General features: G+C 64.7%; 20 protein-coding genes. 9 read left to right on the forward strand and 11 right to left on the reverse strand.

The genetic code is table 11. The features are described 5' to 3' along the window. Positions 1-40: 40 nt before the first annotated feature. Both QM712_RS09295 and QM712_RS09300 read right to left on the reverse strand, forming a co-directional pair. Entirely contained in the window at positions 41-1,459 is a 1,419-nt protein-coding gene (locus tag QM712_RS09295; protein ID WP_415022787.1) for a DUF6056 family protein, read from the reverse strand. Between the two features lie 196 nt (positions 1,460-1,655). Then, positions 1,656-2,879: a phenylacetate--CoA ligase family protein gene (locus tag QM712_RS09300; protein WP_415022788.1), complete on the reverse strand. Its 1,224-nt coding sequence runs from the start codon at positions 2,877-2,879 to the stop codon at positions 1,656-1,658. An 86-nt stretch (positions 2,880-2,965) separates the two neighbouring features. Here QM712_RS09300 and QM712_RS09305 point away from each other — a divergent pair, with 86 nt between their 5' ends. After that, entirely contained in the window at positions 2,966-4,117 is a 1,152-nt protein-coding gene (locus tag QM712_RS09305; protein ID WP_415022789.1) for an AGE family epimerase/isomerase, read from the forward strand. Between the two features lie 64 nt (positions 4,118-4,181). Here the strand turns inward: QM712_RS09305 and QM712_RS09310 are convergent, their stop codons facing one another. From QM712_RS09310 to QM712_RS09325, 4 genes are all read right to left on the reverse strand, one after another. Next, a complete protein-coding gene (locus tag QM712_RS09310) occupies positions 4,182-5,021 on the reverse strand; it encodes an ABC transporter ATP-binding protein (protein WP_415022790.1) in 840 nt (279 codons plus the stop codon). Between the two features lie 162 nt (positions 5,022-5,183). Beyond that, a complete protein-coding gene (locus QM712_RS09315; RefSeq protein WP_415022791.1) occupies positions 5,184-6,467 on the reverse strand; it encodes an ABC transporter substrate-binding protein in 1,284 nt (427 codons plus the stop codon). A gap of 43 nt (positions 6,468-6,510) precedes the next feature. Continuing rightward, positions 6,511-7,584: a branched-chain amino acid ABC transporter permease gene (locus QM712_RS09320; RefSeq protein WP_415022792.1), complete on the reverse strand. Its 1,074-nt coding sequence runs from the start codon at positions 7,582-7,584 to the stop codon at positions 6,511-6,513. 3 nt (positions 7,585-7,587) lie between these two features. After that, complete coding sequence (locus QM712_RS09325) at positions 7,588-8,481, reverse strand: branched-chain amino acid ABC transporter permease (RefSeq protein WP_200473113.1); 894 nt, start codon at positions 8,479-8,481, stop codon at positions 7,588-7,590. 83 nt (positions 8,482-8,564) lie between these two features. Between QM712_RS09325 and QM712_RS09330 the strand changes: the two genes are divergently transcribed. Then, positions 8,565-8,930, forward strand: coding sequence for an endonuclease domain-containing protein (locus QM712_RS09330; RefSeq protein ID WP_415022793.1), 366 nt, complete (start codon positions 8,565-8,567; stop codon positions 8,928-8,930). A gap of 71 nt (positions 8,931-9,001) precedes the next feature. Here QM712_RS09330 and QM712_RS09335 read toward each other — a convergent pair whose 3' ends face one another. Together QM712_RS09335 and QM712_RS09340 are read right to left on the reverse strand one after the other, a co-directional pair. Next, a complete protein-coding gene (locus QM712_RS09335) occupies positions 9,002-10,933 on the reverse strand; it encodes a long-chain fatty acid--CoA ligase (RefSeq protein WP_415022794.1) in 1,932 nt (643 codons plus the stop codon). After that, positions 10,930-11,751 carry an ABC transporter ATP-binding protein gene (locus QM712_RS09340; protein ID WP_415022795.1) on the reverse strand — a complete coding sequence of 274 codons (822 nt, stop codon included), beginning with the start codon at positions 11,749-11,751 and terminating at the stop codon, positions 10,930-10,932. Before QM712_RS09340 ends, QM712_RS09335 begins: the two co-directional genes overlap by 4 nt. A 338-nt stretch (positions 11,752-12,089) precedes the next feature. Between QM712_RS09340 and QM712_RS09345 the strand changes: the two genes are divergently transcribed. Next, positions 12,090-12,764, forward strand: a complete 675-nt coding sequence (locus QM712_RS09345; protein ID WP_415022796.1) for a Crp/Fnr family transcriptional regulator — start codon at positions 12,090-12,092, stop codon at positions 12,762-12,764. 21 nt (positions 12,765-12,785) lie between these two features. Here the strand turns inward: QM712_RS09345 and QM712_RS09350 are convergent, their stop codons facing one another. Then, entirely contained in the window at positions 12,786-14,048 is a 1,263-nt protein-coding gene (locus QM712_RS09350; protein WP_415022797.1) for an MFS transporter, read from the reverse strand. 121 nt (positions 14,049-14,169) lie between these two features. After that, a complete protein-coding gene (locus QM712_RS09355) occupies positions 14,170-15,012 on the reverse strand; it encodes a uroporphyrinogen-III synthase (protein WP_415022798.1) in 843 nt (280 codons plus the stop codon). 142 nt (positions 15,013-15,154) lie between these two features. Between QM712_RS09355 and purU the strand changes: the two genes are divergently transcribed. Then, the gene (purU, locus tag QM712_RS09360) at positions 15,155-16,018 is read left to right on the forward strand and encodes a formyltetrahydrofolate deformylase (protein WP_415022799.1); all 864 of its coding nucleotides are present in this window, start codon (positions 15,155-15,157) and stop codon (positions 16,016-16,018) included. A 67-nt stretch (positions 16,019-16,085) separates the two neighbouring features. On the opposite strand, the gene QM712_RS09365 is transcribed toward purU, so the two are convergent. Then, positions 16,086-16,370 carry a hypothetical protein gene (locus QM712_RS09365; RefSeq protein WP_415022800.1) on the reverse strand — a complete coding sequence of 95 codons (285 nt, stop codon included), beginning with the start codon at positions 16,368-16,370 and terminating at the stop codon, positions 16,086-16,088. A gap of 528 nt (positions 16,371-16,898) precedes the next feature. On the opposite strand from QM712_RS09365, the gene QM712_RS09370 reads away from it, so the two are divergent. From QM712_RS09370 to QM712_RS09390, 5 genes are all read left to right on the forward strand, one after another. Then, positions 16,899-18,089 (forward strand): ABC transporter substrate-binding protein, encoded by a 1,191-nt coding sequence (locus QM712_RS09370; RefSeq protein ID WP_415022801.1) that lies wholly within the window; start codon positions 16,899-16,901, stop codon positions 18,087-18,089. A gap of 182 nt (positions 18,090-18,271) precedes the next feature. After that, on the forward strand, positions 18,272-19,141 hold the full coding sequence (locus QM712_RS09375; protein ID WP_415022802.1) for a branched-chain amino acid ABC transporter permease: 870 nt from the start codon (positions 18,272-18,274) through the stop codon (positions 19,139-19,141). A gap of 10 nt (positions 19,142-19,151) precedes the next feature. Continuing rightward, complete coding sequence (locus QM712_RS09380; protein WP_415022803.1) at positions 19,152-20,180, forward strand: branched-chain amino acid ABC transporter permease; 1,029 nt, start codon at positions 19,152-19,154, stop codon at positions 20,178-20,180. Further along, positions 20,177-20,932: an ABC transporter ATP-binding protein gene (locus tag QM712_RS09385; protein WP_415022804.1), complete on the forward strand. Its 756-nt coding sequence runs from the start codon at positions 20,177-20,179 to the stop codon at positions 20,930-20,932. Before QM712_RS09380 ends, QM712_RS09385 begins: the two co-directional genes overlap by 4 nt. Continuing rightward, complete coding sequence (locus tag QM712_RS09390) at positions 20,925-21,641, forward strand: ABC transporter ATP-binding protein (protein ID WP_415022805.1); 717 nt, start codon at positions 20,925-20,927, stop codon at positions 21,639-21,641. The genes QM712_RS09385 and QM712_RS09390 overlap by 8 nt, the downstream gene beginning before the upstream one ends. The last annotated feature ends 2 nt before the right edge of the window (positions 21,642-21,643 follow it).

The following is a 21,643-nucleotide window of genomic DNA, read 5'->3' on the forward strand; positions in this document are numbered from 1 at the left end:
CACTGGCCCTGTGTTTTTCCTGGCGGCCGCGTAGCGTGCCTCATCTCGGTTCAACCGGGATGATCGTGGACTTTCCGTAGTATCGGGCAATGCATTCCGTGTTGGCCGTGACGTCGGCGCTCATCAGGAGCGACGGCAACACGCGGTGCTTGGGAACCGCGACTGTCTGCTCCTTGCTCGTCGCCAGGAGGATGTGCCGTTGGACGCTTTCCTGATGATAATCGTAGAGCTCGCTCCTCTCCCGGCGTAGCAAAGATCCCGTCGAGCTGAACGCGAGCGATACCACCGTCATCAGGCCAAGCAGGGACGGGAGTGCGAGAGAGTTGAATTCCAGAGCCGCAAGCGCATCGTAGCGCGATCGCAGGTTCGCGCGAAATGTCTCGGTCAGGAACGCAACGGTCAACGTCGTGCTGAACAGGAGAAGGATCAAGGCCTGGTTCTGCGCCCGTTCGATGATCCGCATCCCCGTGGAATATTCGTGCGCGAAGTATTCGAAGTAGCAGCAGAACAGGGCAAGCGCCGTGATTCCGAGGGCGAATTTCCTGTCGTCGGCGCGGGCCGGATCCGGGCGCGGCGACGCGGCCAAGGTGATCAAGCCCGTCGCGATGAGCCACCCAAGGATCGCGGGTTCCCGCAGGAAGCGGCCGAGGCCGACGAGCGAGAAGCGAAACGCTTCATAGAAGGCCCGGCCGATATGGCCGGCACCGTTCGGTTGCGCCGCCATGCGCAGGCTGTTGCCGGGAGCCAGCACGATGATCACCCATCCCGCCAGAATGGCGATGGCGATCAGCAAATGATGTCCGAACTGAAGCGGTTGGCCGCGGACGCGACGGAGAAGAAGCGAGCACGCGATGATCAGGAGCAGCCAGACACCCGTGAACTCGTTACATAGGGATGCCGCGAAGCCGGCTGCCGCCATGAGACACGCGGCGGCGCCTGAAAAGCTGGTTCCGTCCCGGACCGCGTAGACACATCTTCCGAGGATGAAAATGGTCGCGAGTGCCGGGGGAACGTAGCAGACGACCGCGGGAAGCCAGTAGAGCTGATCGCGTACGCTGGGCGAGGCGCCGAGGATACTGGCGACGAAGGTCAGGCCGAGAAAAGCCAGGGGCAATCCGCCGACCCGAGGAAAGGCCGCGGATACGGTCAAATACATCGCGGCAAAGGAGACGGCCGCAATGATGGCCAGCGTGATGGAGTAGGCCGACAATAGGCTCATGCCACCGGCCGTCGAAATCGCGCCGGGCAATTGAAGCAGGAAAAGCGGGACGATCCGGCCGGTCAAACCATTGTAGAATTGGATGATGGTGGCTACGAACCCGCTGCTTGCGTTCAGGGACGCGAAGCAGAAATCGTCATGTTCGGGAGCCGCATAGGACGTCAGCGCGAGCAGGACGAGCAGGAAGACGATTGCGGGCAGACAGGCGAGCAGCCAGGCCGCTCGGACCGCAGGGACCATGTGAGGTCTCTTGATCGAATGAGGCGCCTGCTCTTGTCGCGAAATCCCGATCTTCGAAGTGTCGTCCAGCGATTTCATTGCGACAGCCTTGCATGGCGGACCTCCTGCCGGATCCGCCTGCTGAGCTTCTAGCGTCGATAGCGGCATGCTTCCAGTGGCCGGGCATCCGACCTGTGGCCGACCGGACGGCTGTCGGTCACCTCTCGTCCGCGATCACCTTGCCGTCGTTCGCCAGGGCGCCGGGGCCGACCAGCTCCACCGTGCCGCCGAGCTTGGTCACGGCGCGCAGGCTCGCCGCGATCTCGTCGCGCAAGGCCTCGCTCGCGGTCGCGGTCTCCGCCTTCAGGGTCATCGCGTCGGTCTCGCCCTGGCGCGTGACGACCAGACGAAGGCGGCCGAGCGCGGGGTGGCGATTGCCGATCTCGGCGATCTGCTCGGGACGGACGAACATGCCCTTGACCTTGGTGGTCTGGTCGGCACGGCCCATCCAGCCCTTGATGCGCATGTTGGTGCGCCCGCAGGGGCTCGAATCCGGCAACGCAGCGGTGAGATCGCCGAGCGCCAGCCGGATCCAGGGATGATGCGCGTCGAGTGAAGTCACCACGATCTCGCCGACGTCGCCGGGCGCGACGGGATCGCCGGTGCCGGGCTTGACGATCTCCAGGATCAGGTCCTCGTTCACGACCATGCCCTCTCGCGCAGTCGTCTCGAAGGCGATCAGGCCGAGATCGGCGGTGCCGAACGCCTGATAGGCCTCGATGCCGCGTGCCTTGATCTCGGCCTGGAGGGAGGGCGGGAATGCCGCGCCTGAGACCAGCGCGCGCTTGATCGAGGAGACGTCGCGGCCCGCGCTTGCCGAAGCATCGAGCAGGATCTTTAGGAAGTCGGGCGTGCCGCTGTAGCCGACCGGCCGGTAGGCCTCGATCAGTTCGAATTGTTGCTCGATATTGCCGGGGCCTGCCGGGATCACCGCACAGCCGAGCGCGCGCGCCGAGGCATCAAAGATGAAACCGCCGGGGGTGAGGTGGTAGCTGAAGGTGTTGAGTACGATGTCGTTCGGGCGGAACCCGGCCGCGAACAGCGCCCGCGCGCCGCGCCAGGGGTCCGCCTGACGGCCTTCGGGCTCGAAGATCGGCCCGGGGGAGGTGAACAGCCGGGCAAACGATCCCGGCGCCGCCGCGACGAAGCCGCCGAAGGGCATGGAAGCCTTGTGCAGGGCCGGCAGTTCCGCTTTGCGCAGCACCGGCAGGCGCGCCAGCGCGGCTCTGGAGGTCACCGAGGCGGGATCCAGGCCCTTGAAACGCTCGGCATAGGATGGTGCGGCCATCGCGGCGCGCAGCACGTCCGGCAGGCGGGAGAACAGCTCGGCCTCGCGCGCGGCCGGTTCGCGCGTCTCGCGCGCGTCGTAATGGGCGGTCATGGCGGGTCTTTCCGGGTTGGCATCCGTTGCGCGCCGCCGCTTGCATGGTTATCAGACGGCAGTTGCGGCGGCCTGGAGAGCTTGGTGTGGCAGAGAAACGGATCATTGCGGCGGGCGAGACGGCCGATGTGGTCGCGCGCCTGAAGCTCCGCATGATCGAGGAGGCGCTGCCGCTGTGGTCGGGCCCCGGATGGGATTCGGCCGCGGGCGGCTTTGTCGACCGGCTGGGCCTGGACGGCACGGCGGACACGACCGCGCCGCGCCGTGTCTTCGTGCAGGCGCGCCAGATTTGGTGCTATGCGAAGGCCGCGCAGATGGGCTGGTACCCCGACGGCCGCGCCGTCGCGCTGAAGGGGCTGGAGCACCTGCTCGCCAGAGCCAAGGCTCCGGACGGCCGGCCAGGCTATGTGCACCGGCTGACGCCGGAGGGCGCCGTGCTGGATGCCCGGCGCGATGCCTATGATCACGCTTTCATCCTGTTTGCGCTTGCCGCCGTCTACTCGCTTGATCAGGACGCGCAGGTGCGCGCGGAAATCGACGCGCTGCTGGCGTTCCTGGACGGCTCCCTGCGCTCGCCGCACGGCGGCGTGCACGAATGTCTGCCGGTCTCGCTGCCGCGCCGGCAGAATCCGCACATGCATCTGTTCGAGGCGATGATCGCGTGTTTCGACGCGACCCGCGATCTGTCGTTCCAGAACCGCGCCGGCGAGTTCTTCGCGTTGTTCCTCGCCAATCTCTACGACAAGCAGAAGCGGATCCTGACGGAGTATTTCGAGGAAGACTGGTCCAAGATCGAGCCCGTCAGCGTCGAACCCGGCCATCAGGCGGAATGGGTCTGGCTCTTGAAGGGATTCGAACGCATCACGGGATGCCCGACCGGGCAACGCCGTGCCGAGCTTCTGGCCACCGCTCTGCGCTATCGCGACGAAGCCACCGGTTGTCTCGTTGACGAGGGCGATGCGGAGGGCAACGTCCGGCGCGGCACGCGGCGGCTGTGGCCGCAGACCGAGATGGCGAAAGCGTGGATCGCACAGGCCGAGTCCGGCGAAGCGGGGGCGGCGGATGAGGCGCGCGCGGCGCTGGCGCGACTCGAACGCCATTACCTCAGCCATCCCGTGCGGGGCGGCTGGTACGACCAGTTCGATCGCGACGGCAAGTCGCTGGTCGATACCATTCCTGCGTCGTCGTTCTATCATGTTCTCTGCGCAGTCACGGAAGCGGAGCAGGTGCTGGAATAAGGCTCATTTGTCTGACGCGTTTTCGTCACGCGAACCGGTCTCCCTTCGCTCGAAAACGCCGTCTCTAGAGCCAGCGCTTGCGCCGCTTGAAGCTCTTAAGGTTCTTGAAGCTCTTGCGCTGGTCGCCGGCACCGCCGAGGTAGAATTCCTTGACGTCCTCGTTGTCGCGCAATTCGTCCGCGGTGCCGTCGAGAACGACCTTGCCCTGTTCCATGATGTAGCCGTGGCTCGCGACCGACAGCGCGGCGCGCGCATTCTGCTCGACCAGCAGGATGGTGACGCCGAGATCGCGGTTGATCTTCTGGATGATCGAGAACACTTCCTTTACCAGCAGCGGCGACAGCCCCATCGACGGCTCGTCCATCAGGATCATCTTCGGGCGCGCCATCAGCGCGCGGCCGATCGCGAGCATCTGCTGCTCGCCGCCCGAGAGGTAGCCGGCAAGGCCGGTGCGTTCCTTCAGGCGCGGGAAATAGTTGAAGACCATGTCGAGATCGGCATCGACCTCGCGATCCCTTCGTGTGAACGCGCCGAGCTTGAGGTTCTCGAGCGAGGTCATGTCGGCGACGATGCGCCTGCCTTCCATCACCTGGAAGATGCCCCGGCGCACGATCTTGTCTGGATCGATGCCGTTGATGCGCTCGCCCTCGAACAAAATCTCGCCGCGGGTGACTTCGCCGTCCTCGGTCTTGAGCAGCCCCGAGATCGCCTTCAGCGTCGTCGATTTGCCGGCGCCGTTGGCCCCCAGCAGCGCGACGATCGCGCCCTTGGGCACGTCGAGGCTGAGGCCGCGCAGCACCAGGATGACGTCGTCATAGACGACCTCGATGTTGCGCACGGTGAGGAGGGCGGCCGCCGGGACAGCGGTGGGAGTCGGGCGGGTTGCTTCAATGGTTTGGGACATGCGTCTTCATTCTCCGCTGTCGTCACCCGCGCGGGTGGGTGACCCAGTATTCCAAAGGCGCCTGACGGTCCCCGAGAGATCGCGGCGTACTGGATCCCCCGCTCCAGTGCGCAATTGCGCACAAGGCGGGGGATGACCGTTGCGCGTGGGGAAGGTGAAGGCTCACCAGCCCAGCAGTTCAGGCTTGCGCGGCAGCTCGACCGTCTTGACCTTCTCGAGCTTGATCGTGCCCTTGGCCATGAGGTCGTTGAGATCGCCGTCGGTCGCGCCCGAGATCTTGGTGCGATAGAGCTCGACCTTCAGCGTGCCGCGGTGATCCTTGTCGGTCCAGGTCGAGGGCGCGCAGACGCCTTCCATTCCGGCCGGCACCCAGTCCTTCTTCTGGTAGAAGCCCTTCACGACGTTGTCGCCGGTGGCGCCGCCGTTCTTGACGGCCCAGTCGAGCGCTTCCTTCATGTAGAGCGCCGAGCAGACGCCGGCGACGTAATGCACGGGGCGGTAGACCTTGCCGGTGGGATCGGAAATCTTGGAGATCTCGATCACGGTCTTCATGCCGGGCGCATCGCCGCCCCAGCTCACCGCGGTGCGGAGCGGGAAGATCACGCCGTCGGCGGCATCGCCCGCGGTCTTGGCGGCGTTCTCGTCCATGCCCCAGACGTTGCCGAGGAACTGGACCTCGACGCCGGCGGTCTTGCAGGCCTTCATCACCGAGATGTTGGAGGCGGCGGTGTTGCCGAGATAGGCGTAGTTGGCGCCCGACGATTTCAGGCTCAGGCACTGCGCGCTGTAGTCACCCGGCGCGAGCGCGAATACCAGAGGCGGCAACACCTCGAAGCCGAGCTCCTGCGCCATGGCTTCGCCCGCGGCCTTCGGCGCGTTCGGATAGGGATGGTTGGCGCCCATGTGGACGAACTTCGGCTTGCCGGGCTTGCCCTTGGCCTTCCAGTCCTCGGCGGCCCAGATCAGCATGGCGCGGAGAGAGTCCGAATAGCTCGGGCCATAGAAGAAATTGTAGGGTGCGGGCTTGGCCTTGCCGCTGACGCCTTCGGGGTCGGTGAGGGCGGCGGCGTAGGAGCCGGAGAGATCGGGAATCTTGTCCTGGGCGAGGAAGCCGGTCAGCGCTTCGGTATCGGCGGTGCCCCAGCCCATGATCGCAGCGACCTTGGAGTCCGGCGCCGACCACTTCTTGTACAGCGCGATCGCGCGCGGGACCTGGTAGCCGTAGTCGTTGGTTTCGACATTGAGCTGCTTGCCGCCGACGCCGCCGTTCTTGTTGATCCAGGCAAAGGTGTCGGCAACGGCCTGGCCGTATGGGGTGCCGACGTCCGAGGTGCCGCCGGAATAATCGGCGAGATGCCCGATCGCGATCTGCGCCTGCGCGCCGGCCGAGAAAGCGGCGAGCGCCAGCGCGAGCGAGGCGGTGCTCAAAAGGGACGTTGTCTTCATCGGTTGTTTCCTCCTGTTATCGTTAAAGTGAAGTCGGCCGTATTCAGTGCGAGAACGGGTAGAGTTTCCAGTAGGCCTTGATCTGCCGCCAGCGATGCGCGAGCCCGTCCGGCTCGAACATCAGGAATGCGATGATGATCACCCCGATCGCGATCTCGCGCAGGAAGGTGATGTTGTTGTTGAGCGCCAGCGCCTTGTCGATCGCGCCCCCCTTCAGATAGATGCTGATGAACTCCATCGATTCCGGCAGCAGGACCACGAAGGCGGTGCCCATCAGCGTGCCCATGATCGATCCGGTGCCGCCGATGATGATCATGGCGAGGAACAGGATCGACCGCTCGATGCCGAAACCCTCCTGGGACACCACGAGCTGGTAGTGCGCGTAGAGCGCGCCCGCGATGCCGGCGAAGAAGGCGGCAAGGCCGAAAGACAGCGTGCGATACTTGGTGAGGTTGATGCCCATGATCTCCGCGGAGAGATAATGGTCGCGGATCGCGACCAGCGCGCGGCCGTCGCGCGTGCGCATCAGGTTGGTGACGAGGATGTAGCTGAACAGCACATAAGCCAGCACGACGTAGAAATATTGTTTGTCGCCGCGCAGCGTGTAACCGAAGATCGAGAACGGCTCGGCGCTTGCCGGTACCGAGCCGCCGGAGAACCATTCGGCTCGGGAAAAGAAGTCGAGCAGGATGTATTGCGCGGCGAGCGTCGCGATGACGAGGTAGAGACCCTTCAGCCGCGCGGCCGGGATGCCGAAGATCAGTCCGACCAGCGCGGTGACAATGCCGGCCAGCGGGATGGCGAAGAACACCGGGATCGGCGCGTTGTTGGAGATGTAGGCCGAGGTGAAGGCGCCGAGCAGGAAGAAGGCGGCGTGCCCGATCGAGATCTGTCCGGTGAAGCCGACCAGGATGTTCAGCCCGAGCGCGGCGATCGAGAAGATGCCGATCTGGATCAGGATGCTGAGCCAGTATCCGCCCAGGAATTGTGGCGCCAGGCAGAGCAGCAATATCCCCGCGATCGCGAAGTTGCGGCTGGTCGTGGTCGGGAAGATCGTGGTGTCAGCCGCGTACGAGGTCCGGAAATCACCAGCGGGGATGAGGGCAGGGCCAGCCATGGGTCAGATCCGCTCGATGTCGTGTGTGCCGAACAGGCCGTAAGGCTTGATCATGAGCACGATGATGAGGACGTAGAACGGCGCGATCTCGTAGAGATTGCCCCAGTGCAGGTACTGGCTGTCGACATATTGGGCGATGTTTTCCAGCAGCCCGATGATGATGCCGCCGAGGACGGCGCCACCGACGGAATCGAGTCCGCCGAGGATCGCCGCCGGAAACACCTTGATGCCGTAGGCGGCGAGCCCCGAGGACACGCCGTTCACGACCGCGACCACCACGCCCGCGACGGCGGATACCGTCGCGGAGATCGCCCAGGCCATCGCGAACACGCTCTTGACGGAGATGCCGAGCGACTGCGCCACCTGCTGGTTGAACGCGGTCGCACGCATCGCGAGGCCGTATTTCGAGGCGCGGAAGAACCAGGCCATGCCGATCATCATCGCGACCGAGACGACGAGGCTCATGACGTAGACGGTCTGGATCTGCAGGCCGAAAAGTCCCACCGACTGGCTCTCGAACACGCGCGGGAACGGCTGCGGATTGACACCGAACATCCATTTCAGCGTGGCCTGCAGCACGGTGGAGAGGCCGATGGTCACCATGATCACCGAGATGATGGGTTCGCCGATCATCGGCCGCAGGATCAGGACCTGGATCGCGATACCGAACACGAACATGAACACCAGCGTCATCGGCATGCCGATCCAGAACGGCACCTGGTATTTCGCCAGCAGTGCCCAGCACACCCAGGCGCCGACCAGCAGCAATTCACCTTGCGCGAAATTGACGACCTGCGTCGCCTTGTAGATCAGCACGAACGACATCGCGACCACGCCATAGAGCGTGCCGACCACGAGACCGTTGACCAGAAGCTGGATGAGGAAGGCGGTGTTCATCTATCATGGGCCTTTCGCCTCTCCCCGCTTGCGGGGAGAGGCCGACGCGCGCTGGAGCGCGGCGGGTGAGGGGGAGTTTCCGCATGCGAGGTGCCGATGAATCCAAGACCGAACGCGCCAGACGATTGCGCACCGCACTGACCGATGCGGAAGGGACGCTCTGGTATCGCCTGCGTGCGCGCAGGCTGAACGGCCACAAATTTGTCCGGCAGGATCCAATCGGGCCGTACATCGTTGACTTCGTCTGCCGCGAATCCCGCCTCATCATTGAGGTGGACGGTGGACAGCATGCCGACAATCCGCGGGACGCCGCGCGCGACAAATGGCTTGCCGATCGCAACTATCGAATCCTGCGCTTCTGGAACAACGAAGTGTCGAGCAATCTGGCCGGCGTCCTGGAAGCAATTGTCGCCGCACTCGCGGAGACTCCCCCTCACCCGGATCGCTGACGCGCTCCGGCCTCTCCCCGCACGCGGGGAGAGGCGAAGGGTGACAGCCTGCGCCATGACGGGCACCTGTGTCACTCCGCCGCCTCCGCCATGGGACCATGTCCGCCGAGGTCCACCACGCGCAGCGTCGTGCGGACGCGCTGGGTGGTGCCGTCCTGGAAGCGGATCACGGTGTCGACGGGGATGTCGGCGTCGCCGCGGTAGATCGCGTCGATGATGCCTTCGTATTTCTCGTTGATGACGCTGCGCCGCACCTTCCGGGTCCGCGTCAGTTCGCCGTCGTCGGCGTCCAGTTCCTTGTAGAGCAGCAGGAAGCGCGAGATGCGCTGGGCCGAGGGCAGCGTGGCGTTGACCGTCTCGACCTCTTTCCGGAGCAGCGCGTAAACCTCGGGGCGCGAGGCGAGGTCGCTGTAGGTGGTGAATGAGAGACGGTTCTTCTCCGCCCATTTCGAGATGATGGAGTAGCGGATGCAAATCATCGCCGCGAGCGCGTCGCGGCCGGCTCCCAGCACCACGGCCTCGGCGATATAGGGCGAGAACTTCAGCTTGTTCTCGATGAATTGCGGCGAGAAGCGCTCGCCGCGCGAGGTCTCGGCCAAGTCCTTGATGCGGTCGATGACGACGAGCTGGCGGTTCGCGTTGAAATAGCCGGCGTCGCCCGACAGCATCCAGCCGTCCTTGATGTCGGCGACGCTGGCCTCGGGATTTTTGTAATAGCCGAGAAACATGTTGGGATGCCGCACCACGATCTCGCCGACGCCGTGGACGTCGGCATTGTCGATGCGGATCTCGACGCTCTCGGCCATCGGCACGCCGGTGGTATCGGGATCGACCTTGCCCTCGGGATGCAGCGTGTAGGCCCCCAGCAGTTCGGTCTGGCCGTAGAGCGTGCGCAGCGGCACGCCCATGGCCTGAAAGAACTTGAACGTGTCCGGGCCGAGCGCCGCTCCGCCGGTCGCGGCCGAGCGCAGGCGGGTGAAGCCGAGACGGTCACGCAGCGCGCGGAACAGGATCGCATCGGCAAAGCCCGAACGGCGGCCCTGCGCGAGCGCGGCGAGGCCGCTCTTCATGCCGGTCTCGAACAGGTGCTGTTTGAAAGGCGTGGCATCCATCACCTTGGCGCGGACGTCGGCGGCGATCGATTCCCAGACGCGTGGCGCGAACAGCACGAAGGTCGGCGCGATCTCGCGCAGATCGTTCATCATCGTGTCCGGCTCTTCGACGAAGTTGATCTTCATCCGGCAGAGCAGGCCTTTGCCGAGCACGTAGACCTGTTCCATGATCCACGGCAGCGGCAGCACCGAGACATATTCGTCGTCCGGGCCCTTGGGATCGAAGGCGAGGTAGGTCGCGCAATGGCCGAGCACGCGGCCGGCGGCGAGCATCGCGAGCTTCGGATGAGATGTGGTGCCCGAGGTCGTGCAGAGGATCGCGACATCCTCGCCTTTGGTGGCGTCGACCAGCCTGTCGTAGAGCTCGGGCTCTCGCGCGGCGCGTGCGCGTCCGAGCTCGGCGAATTTCTCCGCCGACATCAGCCGCGGATCATCGTATTTCCGCATGCCGCGCGGATCGGAATAGATGATGTGCTTCAGCCTCGGCACGCGATCGGCCAGCGCCAGCAGCTTGTCGACCTGTTCCTCGTCCTCCGCGAAGACGAGCTGGGCTTCGCCGTAATTGAGGAGATAGGCGGCTTCCTCGTCCAGCACGTCGCGATAGAGCCCGAGACTCAGGCCGCCGATCGCGTGGGCGGCCACTTCCGCCGCGACCCAGTCCGGCCGGTTGTCACCGATGATGCCGATGACGTCGTTGCGGCCGAGGCCCAATTCCATCAGCCCGAGCGCGAAGTCGCGCACCCGGGTCTGATAGTCGCTCCAGGTGAACACGCGCCAAAGCCCGAGATCCTTCTCGCGGAGCGCGATCTCGCTGCCATGTTCCCTGGCGTTGAGCCGGAGCATCTTGGGATAGGTGTCGGCCTGCGCGACGCGGCCTGCATAGTCCATCATGCCGCGCTCTCCCGGGCCGTCGGAGCATCGTCCGGATCGACCAGCACCTCGTCCTCCTCGCCGAGATAGGCGCGCTTGACGTGGGGATCGGCGAGCACCGCACCCGGATCGCCCTCGGCGATCTTGCGGCCGAAATCCAGCACCATGACGCGGTGGGAGATGTCCATCACCACCCCCATGTCGTGCTCGATCATCACGACCGTCATCCCGAACTCCTCGTTGAGGTCGACGATGTAGCGGGCCATGTCCTCCTTCTCCTCGAAGTTCATGCCGGCCATCGGCTCGTCGAGGAGAATCAGGCGAGGTTCCAGCGCCATGGCGCGCGCCAATTCCACGCGCTTGCGCAGGCCGTAGGGGAGAGTACCGGCGGTCGCCTTACGGACCGACTGGAGATCGAGGAAGTCGATGATCTCCTCGACCTTGCGGCGGTGCTCGAGCTCCTCCTTGCGTGCCCCGGTGAGCCAGTACAGCGAGCCGGTGAGGAAGTTGTTCTTCAGCAGGTGATGGCGGCCGACCATGATGTTGTCGAGCACGCTCATGTGGTGGAAGAGTGCCAGATTCTGGAAGGTGCGGCCGATGCCGAGCGTCGGACGCGCGTTCGGGGTCAATCCCGTGATGTCGCGGCCCCGGTAGAAGAGCTGACCTTCGGTCGGCTTGTAACGGCCGGAGATGCAGTTGACGATCGAGGTCTTGCCGGCGCCGTTGGGACCGATGATCGAGAACAGCTCCCCCTCCTGGATGGCGAAGCTCACATCGGTCAGCGCGCGGACGCCGCCGAACCGCAGGGACACGCCGCGCACTTCAAGACTGGTAGCCACCAAACAAATCCCTCCCCGGTGATGGCGCTTTCATGCGGCGCTCTTCGTCGGTTCCTCTCGGGCAATCCTAGTACGGTCGTCCCGGCGGGGCCATGCAGCTATTGGTCTCGACCGGACCGCGCCGCTCTCGTCCTTTTCGGGATCAAAAGCCGCAGTGCCCAAGGTGGCTCTCAATAGGGGAAAGCGCTATTTTGAAATGTCTTCGGCCTGACAATTCGGTGACAAAGTTTGTCGGGTGGGCGCGGCCTTCGTCTTTCGTCGGATGGTGGTTGAAAACGACCCTGTTGCAGTGCAACAGAAGGATGGGGTGACGAAACGGTGCGGCTGGCTTCGGGATCATGATTTCAGAGGATCAACTGAAGCGCGTCGCCGCCTGGTCGCGCGAGCTCACGGAGCGCGAGATCGAGGTGGCCCGCGCCGGGATCACCGAGCGGTCCTACGGTACGGGCGAGACCGTTTTCATGCGCGGCGACAAGTTCGACTACTGGGCCGGCGTGGTCAGTGGTCTTGCCCGGATGGGAGGGGTCTCGCGCGACGGCAAGGAGACCAGCCTTGCGGGGCTGACCGCCGGCGCCTGGTTCGGCGAAGGCAGCGTGCTCAAGAACGAGCTGCGCCGCTACGACGTGGTCGCCCTGCGCGACAGCCGCGTCGCGCTGATGGAGCGCAGTGCGTTCATGTGGCTGTTCGAGAACAGCGTCGGCTTCAACCGATTCCTCGTGCGTCAGCTCAACGAGCGGCTCGCCCAGTTCATCGGCATGCTCGAGGTCAACCGTACGCTCGATGCGACCTCGCGCCTGGCCCGCAGCATCGCCTCGTTGTTCAATCCCATCCTCTATCCGGAGTACACGGCGCATCTCGAGATCACCCAGGAGGAGATCGGCGCGCTCTCCGGCATGTCGCGCCAGAACGCCAATCGCGCGCTGAACCGTCTCGAGAAGGAAGGCCTGCTGCGGCTCGAATATGGCGGGGTCACCATCCTCGATGTCGAGCGGCTGCGCGGATATGGGGACTGAGGCGCGCGAGCACCTGTCCCGTCATCGCGCATTTGCGGGCGCGTGCGCCGGCCAGAGATCGGCGCGCCAGCGCAGCGCGATCGCCAGCATCGCGATGATTCCCGAGATCGCGTAGAGCGAGCCCGTGGCGGAGTAGCCGATCAGGTCGATTAGGCTGCCGGCCGCGAGCAGCCCCAGCGGCAGGCCGTAGATGACCATCATGCGGACCCCCATCACGCGGCCCCGCAGATGCGCGCTTGCCGCCCGCATCAGGATCACTGCAGCCGATATCATCGACATGCTCTGGGCAATCCCGGTGAGCACGAGCCAGGCCATGGCTACCGGCATGGTCCTGATTTCGACGAACACCAGCAGCATGGCGTACCAGGCCAGCGTCGCGCCGATCAGAAGCCGGGCGATGCGCAGGCCGCCGGCAACGCTGAGTGCGATGGAGCCGATCAGCGAGCCCAGGGCGAAGCTGGCCGAGAGGTAGCTGAGGCCGCTTTGGTCGGTGTGAAAAATATCCCGGGCGATATAGGGCAACAGTCCGTTCGTCAGCGGAAAGGCGGTGAGGTTGGCAAGGAAGGCGACGCAAAGCGCCGCGCGCATGCCCGGACCATTCCAGGCGTAGACGATGCCCTCCTTGAGGTCGCCGAGCAGCCGCGAGACGGCGTGGCTGTTCGCCGGAAGCGTGCTCGTCATGACCGCCTTTTCGGGCCGCGTCAGGCAGAGCATCAGGATCGCGGCCACGAGATAGAGGCTGGCGATCACGATATACACGTAGCCGATACCAAGAACTGCGAACAGTCCCGCGCCTGACAGCGCGCCCACGATACGCGCGCTGTCCTGTGTCGTCCGCGCGAGGCTGATGGCGCCCACCAGCTGCTCGCTCGGCATGATGTCGGCGAGCAGCGCGCCACGAACGCCGAGATCGGACGGGCGGATCAGGCCGGTGACCGCGACGATGATCATGACATTGACCGGCGCCAGATGGCCGGTGAAGGCCAGCGTCAGAATGATCGAGGAGAAGACGGTATAGGCGAGGCGCATCACGACAAGAAGATCGCGATGACCGATGCGGTCGCCGACCATTCCGAGCACCGGCGCGATCAGCGTCCCGATATATTGCAGCGATGCCATGGTGGTGAGCAGCAGCACCGAGCCGGTCTCGACCATGATGTACCAGCCCAGCACAAGCGTCTCGACCTCGAACGCCCACGAGGTCAGCAGGTCGGACGGCCACTGGAAGCGATAGTTGCGGATACGGAATGGCGCGAGTGCCGAAGGCCGCGCGGCTGCGCTCAAGACGCGATGACGCCTGTCACGGCGATTCCCTTGCTGTCGTTTCTTCTTGCTGCTCGGCAAACTAGCGCCGGCGATGCATGTGTCAATCGGAGCTGCCGCAGACCGCCCCCGCGCGCGGCTCTTACCTCGCAGCGGTGCGCGGCTTCCGGTCCGCGAGAGCCGCAGCCATCGCTGAGATCAGCGGGCGCATGAAATAGGCTTCATCCGCCGGCGAGACGTCCGTGCGCAGCCCGTGCGCGGCGAGCTCGCCCGAGACCGCCGGTCCCACCGAGGCGATCAGCGTTCGTTCGAAACCGGCGCGCAGTTTCGCCTCGCTGCCATGCGCCTTCGCGGCCTCGATCAGGCGGCGCACCTGGCCGAGATTGGTGAGGGCGACGGAATCGATCCGCCCCTCCGCCATGGCGTCGACGGCGGCGACGATGTTCGCATCGGCGGCCTTGGAATCGTAGACGTAAGGCAGCACGGTATCGACATTCGCGCCTTGTGCGGCAAGCGCGTCGGTCAGGGCGCTGTGGTCCTTGTCCGGATAGAGCTGGAGGCCGACGCGCCGTCCCTTCAGTTCCAGCTTGCCCAGCATCTCGATCACGCCCTCGGTGGTCGGTTTCTCCGTAGTCTGCTGCGCCTCGAGGCCGACCTCGCGCAGCGCCTTGCCGGGCTTCGGCCCGCGGGTGAATTTTCGCGATCCTGCGAGCGCCGCGATGAGCGCGGCGTCGAGCCCGCGGGCGATCGCGAGCTTCATGATTCGTCGCAGGCCTTCGCCCGTCATCAGCACGAGGTCGTCGAGCGGCTTGTCGATGGCGCGGCGGATCCAGGCCTCGACCGGGGCAGGATCGGGCGCATCTTGAATGGTAAACATCGAGCATTGCACCACCTCGGCGCCTTGCTCGGCCAGCAGCTTCGAAAACTGCGCTTCCTCGCGCGTCTCCAGGATCAGGATGCGGTAGCCGTTCAAGCGGTCGGCCATGGGTATGCTCCGGTCGTAAATCGCAATTGTCCGTTCATCCTGACTCTGGGCCCGGGATTGGCGCAAGGGCAGCGTAGGTGATAGAGCAGGGCGCAAATCGCGGGTCGCTCCGCAGTCCCTGCCCAAACCGTCATCAAGAGCCATGTCCGATCATCAATACGTCCTGACCCTGTCCTGTCCAGATCGTCCCGGCATCGTCTCGGCGGTGTCGACCTTCCTGGCTCACAACGGGCAGAACATTCTCGACGCCCAGCAGTTCGACGACACCGAGACCAAGAAATTCTTCATGCGCGTGGTATTCACCGCAGCCGATCTCGCCGTGGAACTCTCCGCACTCCAGACCGGCTTTGCGGCGATCGCCGAGCGTTTCCGCATGGAATGGCAGATGCGCGACCGCGCCGCGCACCGCAAGGTGATCCTCCTGGTGTCGAAGTCCGATCACTGCCTGGTCGACATCCTCTACCGCTGGCGCACGGGCGAATTGCCGATGACGCTCGCCGCGATCGTCTCCAACCATCCGCGCGAGGTCTATGCCGGGCTCGATTTCGGCGAGATCCCGTTCCACCATCTGCCGATCACCAAGGAGACCAAGCGCGAGCAGGAGGCGCAGATCTTCGATCTCGTCACCACGACCGGCGCCGATCTCGTGGTGCTTGCCCGCTACATGCAGATCCTGTCGGACGATCTTTCCGCGAAGCTTTCCGGCCGCTGCATCAACATCCACCACTCGTTCCTGCCGGGTTTCAAGGGCGCGAAGCCCTATCACCAGGCCCATGAGCGTGGCGTGAAGCTGATCGGCGCGACCGCGCATTACGTCACGAGCGACCTCGACGAGGGTCCCATCATCGACCAAGACGTCGAACGGATCAGCCACCGTGACGCGCCGGAGGACCTCGTCCGCAAGGGCCGGGACATCGAGCGCCGGGTGCTGGCGCGCGCGATCCGCTACCATCTCGACGATCGCGTCATCCTCAACGGCCGCAAGACCGTGGTGTTCATGGACTAGCGAATCATGAGGGGCGAGCAGCGGGTGGAAGCGACCCTTCTCGACGCGCCGCTCGCCATCCGCCGTCTCAGCGCGCCGCGTCGCCCGACGTGGATCCGGTCGCGCCCTTCTGTGCCTGCTCTTCCTTCTCGCGATCGGCCGCCGGCATCAGACGCTTGCGTTCGCGTTCCTTCATGTAGGCGTCGTATTGCGGCGTGCCCGGGCGCGGCGGAGCGTCGGCGGGCAGGCCGCCCGCCCATTGCGGGACATAGTCGCCCATCCCGGCCGAGAGCTTTTCGTTGACGGTGCCGCAGCCGCACAGCCCCGCGGCGAGCGCAACGAGGACAAGGACGGATTGGAAGAGCTTGGGCATTGTGTGGAACGCACGCGAATTCGGTCATTGGGCGCCGGATCAGGCCGGCACCGGGAGACTAGCCTTCAACTAGGTAAAATAGACTTATTCGAGATAGGTATCAAAATACCTTAATTCCGCCGGGATGGCGCCTCCGGATGTACAGATTCTGCAAAAGAAAGATGAAATCCTCCATCCACGCGATCTCCGGCGTTCCTAGAGTGCGGCAACAGACTCGCGACATCTTGGCTTGGTCAGCGGACAGGCTTTTTCGTTGACAGGTCCATTTTATTTGTACAATCGTACAAATAGAAGCGACTGGGATCGAGGACGCTCGGGTAACCCCGGCGTAACCGCGATGCGGCTCCCGTCATCGGCAATCGGAACGCTCGGCTTGCGCCGAATGGTCGCCAAACGTCCGATTGACAATGGGGGCGCGAAGGACGCCATGTGGCGCGCGATATCGCTCGTGCGTGAGCCAAACTGAGGCAAGGATCGGGCACTCGGTCCGGCGCACAAGAGGTCAGGAATGAAGGGGAGGGACATCTGATGTTCGAACGCAAACAACTGTCTCGCAAGACGACCTGGGCGGCCGCCGTCGCGGCCATCACGGGTCTTGTGGCTGTTACGCCGGCAAGAGCCGAGGACACGGTCAAGGTCGGCCTGATTCTGCCGATGACCGGCGGCCAGGCTTCGACCGGCAAGCAGATCGAGAATGCGATCAAGCTCTACATGCAGCAGAAGGGCGACACCGTCGCCGGCAAGAAAATCGAGATCATCCTCAAGGACGACGCTGCGATTCCCGACAAGACCAAGACCGCGGCCCAGGAGTTGATCGTCAACGACAAGGTCAATTTCATCGCCGGCTTCGGCGTGACGCCGGCGGCACTGGCCGCCGCGCCGCTCGCGACGCAGGCCAAGATTCCGGAAGTCGTGATGGCGGCCGGCACCTCCATCATCACCGAGCGCTCGCCCTACATCGTGCGCACGAGCTTCACGCTGCCGCAGTCCTCCACCATCATCGGTGACTGGGCGGTGAAGAACGGCATCAAGAAGGTCGCGACGCTGACGTCGGACTATGCACCCGGCAACGATGCGCTGGCCTCGTTCAAGGAGCATTTCACGGCCGGCGGCGGCGAGATCGTCGAAGAGGTGAAGGTTCCGCTCGCCAATCCTGACTTCGCGCCGTTCCTGCAGCGCATGAAGGACGCCAAGCCCGATGCGATCTTCGTGTTCGTGCCGGCCGGTCAGGGCGGCAATTTCATGAAGCAATATGCCGAGCGTGGCCTCGACAAGTCCGGTATCAAGGTGATCGGACCGGGCGACGTCACCGACGACGATCTCCTCAACAACATGGGCGACGCCGTGCTCGGGACCGTGACCGCGCACATCTACTCGGCGGCGCATCCCTCGCAGATGAACAAGGATTTCGTCGCGGCCTACAAGAAGGCCTTCAACAGCCGTCCGGGCTTCATGGCGGTGAGCGGCTATGACGGCATCCACCTGATCTACGAGGCGCTGAAGAAGACCAACGGCGATACCGACGGCACCAAGCTGATCGAGGCGATGAAGGGCCAGAAGTGGGAGAGCCCGCGCGGCCCGATCTCGATCGACCCGGAGACCCGCGACATCGTGCAGAACGTCTACATCCGCAAGGTCGAGAAGGTCGACGGCGAGCTCTACAACGTCGAGTTCGCGACCTTCGACGCCGTCAAGGACCCCGGCAAGATCAAGAAGTGACGCGCGACAGCGCGTCATCCCGGAGCGCCCCGAGCGCTCCAGCGCCATGCCCGGGCTCGTCCCGGGCATTCACGCAAGACCCAGGAAAAAGTCGAGACAACAACGTCGATGGCCGGGACATTTGTTCGAAGACGCGCTTCGTGCCTTCGCCCGGCCATGACGCCTAACTCCAAGCTGAGACGATGACCGCAATCCTCACCAATCTGTTCGATGGCGTTGCCTACGGCATGCTGCTGTTCGTTCTCGCCTGCGGGCTCGCGGTCACGCTCGGCCTGATGAATTTCGTCAATCTCGCCCACGGCGCCTTCGCCATGGCGGGCGGCTACGTGTGCATGGTGCTGGTCAACCGGATGGGCTGGCCGTTCTTCGCCGCGCTCCCGCTCGCCTTCGTCTCCGCCGCCATGATCGGCATCGTGCTCGAACGCACGCTCTACCGTCACCTCTATGCGCGCAGCCATCTCGACCAGGTGCTGTTCACCATCGGCCTTACGTTCATGTCGGTCGCCGCCGTCGACTACATCCAGGGCTCGTCGCGGGTCTTCATCAACCTGCCGGCCGCGCTCCAGGGCCAGTTCGACGTGTTCGGCGTCGGCATCGGCCGCTACCGGCTCATGATCATCGTGATCTGCGGCTTGCTCACGATCGGGCTCCAGATGGTTCTGGCCAAGACGCGCTTCGGCAGCCGTCTGCGTGCCGCCGTCGACGACCCGCGCGCCGCCAGCGGCCTCGGCATCAACGTGCCGCAGGTATTCGCCCTGACCTTCGCCTTCGGTTGCGGGCTTGCCGGCCTCGGCGGCGCCCTCAGCGCCGAGATCCTCGGCCTCGACCCGTATTTCCCGCTGAAGTTCATGATCTACTTCCTGATCGTGGTCACCGTCGGCGGTTCGTCCTCGATCACCGGCCCGTTCCTGGCTTCGCTCCTGCTCGGCATCGGCGACGTCGCCGGCAAATACTACGTGCCGAAGATGGGCCCCTTCGTGATCTACACCATGATGATCGTGATCCTGATCTGGCGCCCGAACGGCCTGTTCGGCCGCACGGCCGCGCGCTGAGTTCAAGCCGATGAACGCTTCTTCCGACGTTGGTTACCACGCCCAGCGACAAGCGCGCTGGCACTATGGCGAGTTCGCTTTCTGGCTCGTCGTGCTGGCCTGCGGCTTCCTGTTTCCCACGCGCTATCTGATCATGACCGACATCCTGCGGCTGGCGCTGTTTGCCATGTCGCTGGATCTCATCCTCGGCTACGCCGGCATCGTCTCGCTCGGTCACGCCGCGTTCTTCGGTGTCGGCGCCTATTGCGCGGGGCTTCTCGCTTTGCACGGGATCATCAACGAGCCCGTGCTCGCGCTGATCGCGGCGGGCCTCGTCGCGATGGTGCTGGGTTTTGCCACCAGCTTCCTGGTGATCCGCGGCGTCGACCTGACCCGGCTGATGGTGACGCTCGGCATTGCGCTGCTGCTGGAGGCGCTCGCCGAACGCTTCTCCAACATCACCGGCGGCACCGACGGCCTGCAGGGCATCGAGATGCAGCCGATCTTCGGCCAGATCCCGTTCGACATGTTCGGCAAGACCGGGTTCTTCTATTCGCTGGCCGTGCTGTTCCTGTTGTTCCTGCTCGCCCGCCGCGTGGTCCATTCGCCGTTCGGCCTGTCGCTGCGCGCGATCAAGAACAATCCGCTGCGAGCTGCCGCGATCGGCATCCCCGTCAATCATCGCCTCATCGCGGTCTATACGCTGGCGGCATTCTATGCCGGCATCGCAGGTGCGCTGTTCACCCAGACGACCGCGATCGCCTCGCTCGACGTGTTCGCCTTCGATCGTTCGGCCGACCTGATGCTGGTGCTCGTCATCGGCGGCACCGGTTATCTCTATGGCGGGCTGATCGGCGCGGTGATCTTCCGCATGCTTCAGGAAGTGTTCTCCGCGATCACCCCGCAATACTGGCAGTTCTGGATCGGTCTCGTGCTGGTCGTGATCGTGCTGGTCGGCCGCCAGCGCCTGCATCGCTGGGTGCTGTACGTGCCCAACCTCGTCATCAAGCAGATCGCCGGACGCAAGGCCGTCGTCGCCGTGCCGGAGAGCGACGCATGACCATCGCGCTCGAAACCAGGAATCTCGAAAAGACGTTCGGTGGCCTGCGCGTTACCCGCGACCTCTCGCTCAAAATCGAGCGGGGCGCCCGCCATGCGCTGATCGGGCCGAACGGCGCCGGCAAGACCACGGTGATCAACCAGCTCACGGGTGTGCTCAAGCCGAACGCGGGCCGCATTTTGCTCGAAGGCCAGGACATCACCGATCTTCCCGTGCACAAGCGGGTGCTGCGCGGGCTGTCGCGTACGTTCCAGATCAACCAGCTCTATCCGGACCTGACCCCGCTCGAGACCATCGGCCTGGCCGTGTCCGAACGCCTCGGCCATGGCGGCGACTGGTGGCGGCGGATGGGCACGCGCGCGGACGTCAACGAGGAGATCGCCGATCTTCTCGCGCGCTTCCATCTGCTCGACGTGATGAACGAGCAGACCGTGACGTTGCCCTATGGCAAGCAGCGCCTGCTCGAGATCGCGGTCGCGATCGCGGCCAAGCCGCGTGTGCTGCTGCTCGACGAGCCCGCCGCGGGCGTGCCCGAGAGCGAACGTCACGACATCCTGGCGGTCGTCGGCGCGCTGCCCCGCGACGTCACCGTGCTGCTGATCGAGCACGACATGGACCTCGTTTTCTCCTTCGCGGATCGTATCTCGGTGCTGGTCTCCGGCGCGCTGCTCACGGAAGGGCCGCCCGAGCAGGTCGCGCGCGACCCCCAGGTCAAGGCGGTCTATCTCGGCGAGGAGGCGGTGAATGTCTGACCTGCTCGCGATCGATTCGCTTCGCGCCGGTTATGGCGAGGCGGTGGTGCTGCCCAACATGTCCCTGCGCCTTGCCGAGGGGCAGGTGCTGGCGCTGCTCGGGCGCAACGGCACCGGAAAGACCACGCTGATCAACTCGATCGTCGGCGTGACCCGCCGTTTCTCCGGCAGCGTCACGCTCGCCGGTGCCGATGTCACGACGCTGCGGTCCGACCAGCGGGCCCGCGCCGGCATCGGCTGGGTGCCGCAGGAACGCAACATCTTCCGTTCGCTGACGGTGGAAGAGAACATGACCGCGGTGGCACAGCCGGGTCCCTGGACGGTCGAGAAGGTCTACGAGATGTTTCCGCGGCTGAAGGAGCGGCGGAGCAATTTCGGCAACCAGCTCTCCGGCGGCGAGCAGCAGATGCTGGCGATCGGCCGCGCGCTGACGCTCAACCCGAAAGTGCTGCTGCTGGACGAGCCGACCGAGGGCCTCGCCCCGATCATCGTAGAGGAGCTCCTGAAGGCGATCGGGACCATCACCCGGGCGGGCGGCATCTGCTCGATCATCGTCGAGCAGAATGCCCAAAAGATTCTGGGGCTGGCCGACCGCGTTGTGATATTGGAGCGCGGAACGATCGTCCACGATGCCCCGAGCGCCGCGCTGAAGGCCGACCCGTCGGTCCTGGAGCGTCATCTCGGGGTCGCAGGGGCGAGTGCCCACTAGAG

The sequence above is a fragment of the Bradyrhizobium sp. genome, assembly GCF_047605465.1.
GTDB lineage: Bacteria > Pseudomonadota > Alphaproteobacteria > Rhizobiales > Xanthobacteraceae > Bradyrhizobium.

Bases quoted from the DNA above. Each gene is read 5' to 3' on its own strand.
- QM712_RS09295 (WP_415022787.1), bottom strand. From the start codon at position 1,459: ATGGTCCCTGCGGTCCGAGCGGCCTGGCTGCTCGCCTGTCTGCCCGCA.
- QM712_RS09300 (WP_415022788.1), bottom strand. From the start codon at position 2,879: ATGACCGCCCATTACGACGCGCGCGAGACGCGCGAACCGGCCGCGCGC.
- QM712_RS09310 (WP_415022790.1), bottom strand. From the start codon at position 5,021: ATGTCCCAAACCATTGAAGCAACCCGCCCGACTCCCACCGCTGTCCCG.
- QM712_RS09315 (WP_415022791.1), bottom strand. From the start codon at position 6,467: ATGAAGACAACGTCCCTTTTGAGCACCGCCTCGCTCGCGCTGGCGCTC.
- QM712_RS09320 (WP_415022792.1), bottom strand. From the start codon at position 7,584: ATGGCTGGCCCTGCCCTCATCCCCGCTGGTGATTTCCGGACCTCGTAC.
- QM712_RS09325 (WP_200473113.1), bottom strand. From the start codon at position 8,481: ATGAACACCGCCTTCCTCATCCAGCTTCTGGTCAACGGTCTCGTGGTC.
- QM712_RS09330 (WP_415022793.1), top strand. From the start codon at position 8,565: ATGCGAGGTGCCGATGAATCCAAGACCGAACGCGCCAGACGATTGCGC.
- QM712_RS09335 (WP_415022794.1), bottom strand. From the start codon at position 10,933: ATGATGGACTATGCAGGCCGCGTCGCGCAGGCCGACACCTATCCCAAG.
- QM712_RS09345 (WP_415022796.1), top strand. From the start codon at position 12,090: ATGATTTCAGAGGATCAACTGAAGCGCGTCGCCGCCTGGTCGCGCGAG.
- QM712_RS09355 (WP_415022798.1), bottom strand. From the start codon at position 15,012: ATGGCCGACCGCTTGAACGGCTACCGCATCCTGATCCTGGAGACGCGC.
- purU (WP_415022799.1), top strand. From the start codon at position 15,155: ATGTCCGATCATCAATACGTCCTGACCCTGTCCTGTCCAGATCGTCCC.
- QM712_RS09365 (WP_415022800.1), bottom strand. From the start codon at position 16,370: ATGCCCAAGCTCTTCCAATCCGTCCTTGTCCTCGTTGCGCTCGCCGCG.
- QM712_RS09370 (WP_415022801.1), top strand. From the start codon at position 16,899: ATGTTCGAACGCAAACAACTGTCTCGCAAGACGACCTGGGCGGCCGCC.
- QM712_RS09375 (WP_415022802.1), top strand. From the start codon at position 18,272: ATGACCGCAATCCTCACCAATCTGTTCGATGGCGTTGCCTACGGCATG.
- QM712_RS09380 (WP_415022803.1), top strand. From the start codon at position 19,152: ATGAACGCTTCTTCCGACGTTGGTTACCACGCCCAGCGACAAGCGCGC.
- QM712_RS09385 (WP_415022804.1), top strand. From the start codon at position 20,177: ATGACCATCGCGCTCGAAACCAGGAATCTCGAAAAGACGTTCGGTGGC.
- QM712_RS09390 (WP_415022805.1), top strand. From the start codon at position 20,925: ATGTCTGACCTGCTCGCGATCGATTCGCTTCGCGCCGGTTATGGCGAG.